The organism is Microcystis sp. (assembly GCF_048564745.1).
Taxonomy (GTDB): Bacteria; Cyanobacteriota; Cyanobacteriia; order Cyanobacteriales; family Microcystaceae; genus Microcystis; species Microcystis ichthyoblabe_A.
The window spans coordinates 1-8,266 of the sequence record NZ_JBLZRT010000207.1 but is presented as its reverse complement, the minus strand read 5'-3'; the positions used below and the strand labels follow the sequence as shown (position 1 = coordinate 8,266).

7 protein-coding genes and 1 pseudogene are annotated in these 8,266 nt (G+C 45.2%); 6 read left to right on the top strand and 2 right to left on the bottom strand.

Going from position 1 to position 8,266, the window contains the following annotated elements:
• The first annotated feature begins 371 nt into the window (after positions 1 to 371).
• The 3 genes from zwf (at position 372) to ACOCD9_RS20995 (ending at position 4,216) form a co-directional block, all read left to right on the top strand.
• A complete protein-coding gene (gene zwf, locus ACOCD9_RS21005) occupies positions 372 to 1,901 on the top strand; it encodes a glucose-6-phosphate dehydrogenase (protein ID WP_036402568.1) in 1,530 nt (509 codons plus the stop codon).
• A 112-nt stretch (positions 1,902 to 2,013) separates the two neighbouring features.
• Positions 2,014 to 3,369: a glucose-6-phosphate dehydrogenase assembly protein OpcA gene (gene opcA, locus ACOCD9_RS21000; protein ID WP_287701731.1), complete on the top strand. Its 1,356-nt coding sequence runs from the start codon at positions 2,014 to 2,016 to the stop codon at positions 3,367 to 3,369.
• A 262-nt stretch (positions 3,370 to 3,631) separates the two neighbouring features.
• Entirely contained in the window at positions 3,632 to 4,216 is a 585-nt protein-coding gene (locus tag ACOCD9_RS20995) for a Uma2 family endonuclease (protein WP_419548346.1), read from the top strand.
• Positions 4,217 to 4,722: 506 nt separating this feature from the next.
• On the opposite strand, the gene ACOCD9_RS20990 is transcribed toward ACOCD9_RS20995, so the two are convergent.
• The gene (locus ACOCD9_RS20990) at positions 4,723 to 5,931 is read right to left on the bottom strand and encodes a phosphoglycerate kinase (RefSeq protein ID WP_419548344.1); all 1,209 of its coding nucleotides are present in this window, start codon (positions 5,929 to 5,931) and stop codon (positions 4,723 to 4,725) included.
• A gap of 163 nt (positions 5,932 to 6,094) precedes the next feature.
• On the opposite strand from ACOCD9_RS20990, the gene ACOCD9_RS20985 reads away from it, so the two are divergent.
• The 3 genes from ACOCD9_RS20985 to ACOCD9_RS20975 all read left to right on the top strand — a co-directional run bounded on the left by ACOCD9_RS20985 (position 6,095) and on the right by ACOCD9_RS20975 (position 7,943).
• Positions 6,095 to 6,505, top strand: coding sequence for a universal stress protein (locus tag ACOCD9_RS20985; protein ID WP_004162196.1), 411 nt, complete (start codon positions 6,095 to 6,097; stop codon positions 6,503 to 6,505).
• A gap of 781 nt (positions 6,506 to 7,286) precedes the next feature.
• On the top strand, positions 7,287 to 7,769 hold the full coding sequence (locus ACOCD9_RS20980) for a photosystem I reaction center protein subunit XI (protein ID WP_002737469.1): 483 nt from the start codon (positions 7,287 to 7,289) through the stop codon (positions 7,767 to 7,769).
• A 57-nt stretch (positions 7,770 to 7,826) separates the two neighbouring features.
• Positions 7,827 to 7,943 carry a photosystem I reaction center subunit VIII gene (locus ACOCD9_RS20975; protein WP_004162778.1) on the top strand — a complete coding sequence of 39 codons (117 nt, stop codon included), beginning with the start codon at positions 7,827 to 7,829 and terminating at the stop codon, positions 7,941 to 7,943.
• A 207-nt stretch (positions 7,944 to 8,150) separates the two neighbouring features.
• Here ACOCD9_RS20975 and ACOCD9_RS20970 read toward each other — a convergent pair.
• A pseudogene (locus tag ACOCD9_RS20970) lies at positions 8,151 to 8,266 on the bottom strand (IS5/IS1182 family transposase); the annotation flags it as partial.

Sequence of the window (8,266 nt, the reverse complement as noted above, 5' to 3'; positions counted from 1 at the left end):
TAATTCTTGGGCTGCCCATTTCTCCATTTTTTTGCTTACCTCCACCTTAATTCCTTCTTTCAAAACTATACCTATCAATCGTTTCCCCTTTTTTTAAGTTTCTTCTCTTTTTGTTAAGAAAGATCCGACTAATGGATAGCTTATCAAGGGGGGCAGGGGGGATCGAACCTAAAATCCATTTTTAATTTAATTATAACCAGCTACTTATTATCCAATTACTGATGACTGATGACCGATGACTGATCACTGATTACTGGTCACTGATTACTGATTACTGATTACTGATTGTGGTTATTAATTTTTACTTTAGGTATGCCGTCGAGTATTCTCGCTAGACTGGAAAATAATGCACCTCGGCTAGACAAAATCCTATGGTAAAGCTGCTCGAAAATCCTCTCCGAGTGGGATTGCGACAAGAAAGAACCCCAGAACCCCTAATCTTAGTCATTTTTGGGGCATCGGGAGACTTAACCCAAAGAAAACTGGTTCCTGCTCTCTATCAACTGAAACGGGAAAGACGACTACCGGCCGAATTAACCATCGTCGGTACAGCGCGCCGAGAGTGGAGTCATGATTATTTTCGCCAACAGATGCGCCAAGGCATCGAAGAATTTTCCGACGGGATTGGCAGTGAGGAATATTGGCAAGACTTCGCCCAAGGGTTGTACTATTTCCCCGGCAACATGGACGATCCAGAAAGTTACGCCAAAATGAAAGTCTTTCTGGAAGAATTAGACGGAATCCGGGGAACCCGCGGCAATCGAGTCTTTTATCTAGCGGTTTCTCCTAATTTCTTTCCCCCCGGTCTTAAAAACCTCGGGGCAGCCGGAATGCTGAAAGACCCAATTAAACACCGCTTAGTGATCGAAAAACCCTTTGGCAAAGACCTCAGTTCTGCCCAAGTTCTCAATCGAGTCGTACAAGAGGTTTGTCAGGAGAACCAAGTTTATCGCATTGACCACTATTTAGGCAAGGAAACCGTCCAAAACTTGCTGGTGTTCCGATTTGCTAACGCTATCTTTGAACCCCTCTGGAATCGTCAATTTATCGATCACGTCCAGATTACCGTGGCCGAAACCGTGGGAGTGGAGGAGCGGGCCGGATATTACGAAAAATCGGGAGCTTTGCGCGATATGGTGCAAAATCACCTGATGCAGTTATTCTGCTTGACGGCGATGGAAGCACCCAACGCTATTAACGCTGATAGTGTCCGTGGCGAAAAAGTCAAAGTCCTGCAAGCGACTCACCTGGCCGATATTAATAACCTAGAAAAATCCGCCATCCGCGGCCAGTATAAAGCCGGTTGGATGAAAGGAAAACCCATTCCGGGCTATCGGGAAGAACCGGGGGTTAATCCCGAATCGACCACCCCCACCTACGTGGCCATGAAATTAATGGTAGATAACTGGCGTTGGCAGGGGGTTCCCTTCTATCTGCGTACCGGTAAACGTCTGCCCAAAAAAGTTTCCGAGATTGCCATTCAATTCCGTCATGTGCCGTTATTAATCTTCCAATCGGCAGCCCAACAAACTAATGCAAATGTACTGAGTATGCGAATCCAGCCTAACGAAGGTATTGCCCTCCGTTTTGAGGCGAAAATGCCGGGGTCAGAATTACGCACGCGCACGGTAGAAATGGACTTTAGCTATGGTTCCTCCTTCGGTGTCACCAGCGCCGATGCCTATAATCGCCTACTTTTAGACGCTATGCTGGGAGATCAAACCCTATTTACCCGTTCTGACGAGGTAGAAGAAGCATGGCGCATCGTTACTCCCGCTCTCGCCGCTTGGGACGCTCCCGCCGATCCCGCCTCCGTACCCCAATACGAAGCGGGTACCTGGGAACCCACAGAAGCGGAATTTCTCCTTAACCGCGATGGCCGTCGTTGGCGACGACTCTAAAACAGTGAACAGTAATCAGTAATCAGTAAACAGTAAACTAAAAACTCACATCTGATAACTGATAACTGATAACTGATAACTGATAACTGATAACTGATAACTGATAACTGACATGACCACCCAAAGCCCCCCCATTGTCTCCCTGCAAGCACCGAAAGATGTTTCCATCGATGTGATCGAGCAGGAACTGCGCGATATCTGGCAATCCTATAATAATAATGAGGATGGTATGGCCGCCACCCGGGCCACCACCTTTAGCTTTATTGTCTATGAACCCGATGCGGTACAGGAATTGTTAACCCTTCTCGGTTATTACACCGGCCCGATTGATGGTATTGCCGGTCCCCGGACCCACGCCGCCATCAAAGTCGCCCAGAAGGACCTAGAACTAGAAGTAACTGGGCTTTCTAGCGATGAATTTGTCGCCCGCCTAAGGGCGGCCTGGGCAGCGGAAAAAAACGCCGAGGATGGGGCTAATCATCGTCAATACGCCGCCGATTTAGATGCGATTGGAGTGGCAGATGCGATCGCTGCCTCCAATCCCTGTCGCATTATTACCCTCTGTCCCACCGCCGAGGCCGATGAAGGGGTAAAAGCCTCTGTTTCTGCCTATTGTCCCGTTAACAAACGTAGTCAGAACACTTTAGTTTGCTGTGAATACGTTACTTTAAGCGGTACAGCGGAAGCCTTGGAACGAATTGGCGGCATTATTTCCGAGTTAACTATTCCCAGTTTGCCCAAATTTCTCTGGTGGAAAGCCAGTCCCGATGCGGAATATGGACTATTTAAGCGTCTGGCCAGTCAATGTGATACGATTATCGTCGATTCCAGCACTTTTCGGGAACCGGAAACGGAACTGCTGCAAGTGGGGGATTTATTAGCCACAGATGTGCCATTAGCTGACCTGAACTGGAGTCGTCTCGCTCCTTGGCAAGAACTAACCGCCGAGGCTTTTGATCCACCGGAGCGCCGGGATGCTATTCTGGAAGTCGATCGCATCACTATTGATTACGAAAAGGGCAATCCTTGTCAAGCTTTTATGTTCCTCGGTTGGATGGCCAGCCGGTTACAATGGCGACCGGTGGGATATAGTCACCGGTCGGGAGATTACGCTATTCATCGGATTAGCTTCCTCGGTCAGGACCAGCGTTTAATTGAGGCAGAATTAGCCGGTGTTCCCGTGGCCGATTGGGGTGAAGTACAAGGAGATCTGATTAGTATTAAACTCACTTCTACTAATCTTCAGGCCGATTGTTGCACGGTAATTTGTTCGGGAACTACCGGCTGTATGCGGATGGAAGCTTCGGGAGGGGCCCAATCTTGCCGCGTTGAACAAGTGTCCCATCTGGAAGACCAAAAAACAGAAACTCTGCTAGGTAAACAGTTACAGCGTTGGGGCCAGGACGTGCTTTATCAAGAAAGCATGAAAGTCACTAGCTCTATCCTCAAATTATCCCAACCAGATTAACAAATTAGCAACAATAATCCCACCCACTTTGGAGAGACCTTGTTAACAAGGTCTCTCGATATTTATACAGCAGTCAGCACCTGATTAAAACCGATAATTGTAAGTAGGTAGGCGTTAAAAATTATCAGACACCCCCCTTATCAAGGGGGGATCAAGGGGGGATTAAAGGCAAAATCCATTTTTAATTTAATTATAACCAGCTACTTACCTTTTCAGAAAACAGGTTATTATAAAGACAGAGCTTTGCTTTCAAGGGGGCAATATGGTCGCAACCACTGAGAAACGCTACACAGTCGCAGAATACTTTCAACTAGAGGAAACTGCCACCGACAGACACGAGTATCGAGATGGAGAAATTATTATTATGACTGGGGGAACTCCTAACCATAATCGCATTGCCTTGAATTTCTGTAGAAAATTTCCCTTAACTATCCAGAATCAAGCCTATGATATATTTATCAACGATCTACGCTTGGCCATACCCGCCTATAATATGTACACCTATCCCGATATTATGATCGTTAAGGGAGAACCAATTCTTGAAAGAGGACGCACCGATACGATTACCAATCCACAGGTTATTATCGAGGTTTTATCAAAATCTACTCAAGACTATAATCGGGGTGATAAGTTTAAATTTTATCGCTCTCTTGATAGTTTTGAAGAATATATTTTAATTGATCAATATGGTTATTATATCGAACAGTTTCATAAAAGAGGCGATCATTGGGAATTTCGGGATTATCACAGCCAAGAAGCGATTTTAACTTTGTTTTCTCTAGATTTTCAAATATCCCTGACAGATTTATATCAGCGAGTGGATTTTACCGCGATTGAAGTATCCTAATGACTCAACTAAGCTGTTCGTAATTTAAATTGCTTGTTGAGACGAGGCAAGAGGCAAGAGGCAAAAGGCAACAGTAAAGGGATTGAGGGAGATTCGGCTAATAAGAATAAGCGGTTTAAATACGTCTTAGCTTATTTAGGGTTTGTCGCAAAGGTCTTGGTATGATTAACTCCCAATCCAACTTGAAAAACCCACTCCCTAATTCATAATTCATAATTCATAAAAAAAAGGTGGGGCAACACCCACCTTTTTTAAACCTTAGATATTAGAGATAATTAGGGTTTGCTGAATAATGGTAAAACCCTTTTAAAATAAAGCTTTTGACCTGTTAAAGTCCGATGTTAGTGCAAGAAAATAGGATTGGGACGTTCAAAAACCTTGCATTATCCTTCTTGTAGTACATCGCTTGGTACAAAAAACAAGGGCAACAAAGCCTAAAACGACCGACTCCTGACGACCGGCTACTGACTCCTACCCCCAGGAAAAACTTTTTCAGCAGACCCTAATTAGGCCTCATCGAGAGCGGCAATACCGGGTAAAACCTTCCCTTCGAGTAATTCCAAACTAGCGCCACCACCGGTGGAAATATGGCTCATTTTTTCCGCCACTCCCACTTTTTCCACCGCCGCTACCGAGTCACCACCACCGATAATGGTAGTTGTACCCGTAGCGGTTAAATCGGCTAAAGTGTGAGCGATCGCATCTGTACCCGCCGCAAATTTATCGAACTCGAACACCCCCATCGGGCCATTCCAGAGGACAGATTTACAGTTAGATAAAGCTTTTTGGAAAACTTTAACTGATTCAGGTCCGATATCCAATCCCATCCAACCATCGGGAATATTTTCGACCTTGACGATTTGGGACTCGGCATCTTTATCGAATTGATCCGCTAACACCACATCGGTAGGAAGGAGGAATTCCACTCCTTTTTCTTTAGCTTTCGCTTCCAGGGATTTGGCTAATTCCAGTTTGTCCTCTTCCACCAAAGACTTACCAACACTTAAACCGCGGGCCTTGTAGAAAGTAAAGATCATACCGCCACCGATGAGCAGTTTATCGCACTTTTCTAATAGAGTTTCGATCACGCCAATTTTACTAGAAACCTTAGAACCGCCGATAATCGCCGCTAGGGGACGTTGGGGAGTTTCAATAGCTGCTTGTAGGTAGTTTAACTCTTTTTCAATCAAATAACCCGCCACCGAGGGGCTGAGATAGTGGGTAACGCCTTCCGTGGAAGCGTGGGCGCGGTGGGCGGTACCAAAAGCATCATTAACGTATAAATCGGCATTAGCGGCTAATTTTTTGGCAAAATCGGGATCATTTGCCTCCTCTTCACCGTGGAAACGCAGATTTTCTAAAAGGGCCACTTGACCGTTAGACATTTGGCTAATCGCTGCCGTGACTCCCTCACCAATAGAATCGGGACACATGACTACTTCTTGGCCCAGTAATTCCGAGAGACGTTTAGCCACAGGAGTCAGACGCAAATTTTCTTTAACTTGACCGTCGGGACGACCCATGTGGCTGCATAAAATAACCTTAGCCCCTTTTTTAATTAAATCCTCAATAGTTGGTAGTGCCGCCCGAATGCGGGTATCATCGCTGATTGCCCCGGTGGCTTTGTCCATGGGAACGTTAAAATCGACCCGGACTAAGACCCGTTTGCCCGCTAAATCGGCTTCTGTCAAATTCGCTACTGTTTTTTTTGGCACAGCCCATAACCTCCTAGATTGCTTACCGTACAATAAAGATTAAATCAGGGTATCGCTACTTGCGGCAATTACTTTGACAAAGATTATTTCAGATTTGGGGATCAGTTTTGCAGTTCCAAGACCGATTTGCCCAGAAAAATTTGATTGGAGAGACTTGTTAATTATGTTTGAGACGATTTTATTTCCCATCGACCACAGCCGCGAAAGTCGTGACGCTACCAGTAGTGTGATCGAATTAGTCAAAATCTTTGACAGTCGTTTGGTCCTGTTGTCGGTGGTGGAAACGACACCCACCGGAGAAATTGCCGCCGACGATAAGATGAGTTCGATCGAAGCGGTGGATAGATTGTTACAATCGGCCCAAGCGATTTTCGCTCAAGCTGGCATCAAGGCGGAAATGATTGAAAGGGAGGGAATGCCTTCTTTTGTCATCTGTGATGTGGCCGATGAAATTAATGCTCACCTGATCGTTATGGGTTGTCGCGGTTTAGGATTAACCGGCGAAGGTGTGTCCGAAAGCGTCACCACCAAAGTTATTAACCTTGCCCCCTGCCCAGTGTTGATTATCCCTTAATCAGTAATCAGTGAGCAGTGATCAGTTATCAGTGAGCAGTTATCAGTGAGCAGTTAAGTAGCTGGTTATAATTAAATTAAAAATGGATTTTAGGTTCGATCCCCCCTGCCCCCCTTGATAAGGGGGGTGCCGATAGGCGGGGGGATCCCCCCTTAATCCCCCCTTAATAAGCTGTCCTTTAGTCACATCTTTCTTAACATTTCAAACCTTTGTAGCACAAGGCTTTCAAGACTCGGTTAACAATCTGTAATATTCCTTGTTGACACCCTTACTGACAAGGAAAAAACTGAAATCCAGTCAGGATAAGGGTTGGAGTGCTTACTGAAAAAATTGTTAAGAAAGATCCCTATAAGGGATAGCTTAATAAGGGGGGCATCTGACAACTTTTAACGCCTACCTACTTATCAGTGAGCAGTTATCATACTAAATCCAGTTATTAAAGACTGATTATCTATTCCTCCTTTTGCCTCTTGCCTCTTGCCCATCCTGATATGTAGCCTATACTCAACGGATTTAGTATCAGATGTGAGTTTTCAGTTCACTGATTACTGTTTACTGCTCACTGAAACAAAGCTCCCCATCTCCCCCATCTCCCCATCTCCCCATCTCCCCCACTCCCCCGTCTCCTGAGAGAAATGTAACGAATTGTGAGAGTTTCAGCCGTCAACCCTTGAAAACTCGATCGATGGGGTTGCTTGAAGTAATTCTTAGGCCTAAAGTGTAATCTTAAAGTTTTATGATCAATTTTCCTGTTGATCGGAAAAAGGAGAACTCAAACACAATGGCTGAAACTGGATACAAACAGGTGGTGACACCCTACAATGATGATCCGTTCATTGGTCATCTAGCTACCCCCATTTCCGCTTCTGGTTTTACCAAAGCTTTTATTGGTAACTTACCTGCCTATCGTCCCGGTCTAGCTCCGATTCTGCGCGGTCTAGAAGTGGGTATGGCCCACGGTTATTTCCTCGGTGGTCCCTGGGTCGTCCTGGGACCCTTGAGAGACTCGGAATATGCTAATCTCGGCGGCTTAATCCCCGCTTTGGCCATGGTTCTCTTGGCTACGGGTTGTTTAGCTAGTTATGGTCTTGTCTCCTTCCAAGGTAAGGCCGCTAGTGGTGATCCTCTGCAATCCTCCGAGGGTTGGAGTCAATTCGCCGCTGGTTTCTTTATTGGTGGTATGGGTGGCGCTTTTGTGGCCTATTTCCTCCTAGAAAATCTTGGTGTCGTTGATGGCATCATGCGCGGGGTTTTTAATCAATAATTAACCCTTTTTCTACCTGATTATCATTTCCTTATTTTTTTACTAGGAGCATTTGACATGACTGGTGACTACGCAGCTTCTTATCTGCCTTGGATTTTAATCCCGATCGTCTGTTGGTTAATGCCAGCCGTGGTTATGGGGTTGTTATTTATCTATATCGAAAGTGAATCCTAATTTAGCCTAGGATTCCTACAATTAAGGGCTTGAAAATTAGCTATGTGATAGTTAGTTTTCAAGCCCTATTTTCTGAAGAAAAAAGAAAAATATTGACCAGATGAAAATGGGTAAAACCCCACACCCTACACCCTGCCCCCGGCTGCATCCCACATTTGCAGAAATACCGACAATCAGCAATTATCAGTAGATCTCTTGCAAAAGTAATCAAGATATATCCTTTTGTCGGTAACGAAGTTCGTAATTGTAGATACCAGCAATCAAATTCAATCTCAGACCAAATCGCCGTCTGCGATTTCTGTATCTTGATGAAAGTATCCGAA

Coding starts and splice junctions, on each gene's coding strand:
- ACOCD9_RS20980 (WP_002737469.1), top strand. CDS start 7,287: ATGGCTGAAACTGGATACAAACAGGTGGTGACACCCTACAATGATGAT.
- ACOCD9_RS20975 (WP_004162778.1), top strand. CDS start 7,827: ATGACTGGTGACTACGCAGCTTCTTATCTGCCTTGGATTTTAATCCCG.
- zwf (WP_036402568.1), top strand. CDS start 372: ATGGTAAAGCTGCTCGAAAATCCTCTCCGAGTGGGATTGCGACAAGAA.
- ACOCD9_RS20995 (WP_419548346.1), top strand. CDS start 3,632: ATGGTCGCAACCACTGAGAAACGCTACACAGTCGCAGAATACTTTCAA.
- opcA (WP_287701731.1), top strand. CDS start 2,014: ATGACCACCCAAAGCCCCCCCATTGTCTCCCTGCAAGCACCGAAAGAT.
- ACOCD9_RS20985 (WP_004162196.1), top strand. CDS start 6,095: ATGTTTGAGACGATTTTATTTCCCATCGACCACAGCCGCGAAAGTCGT.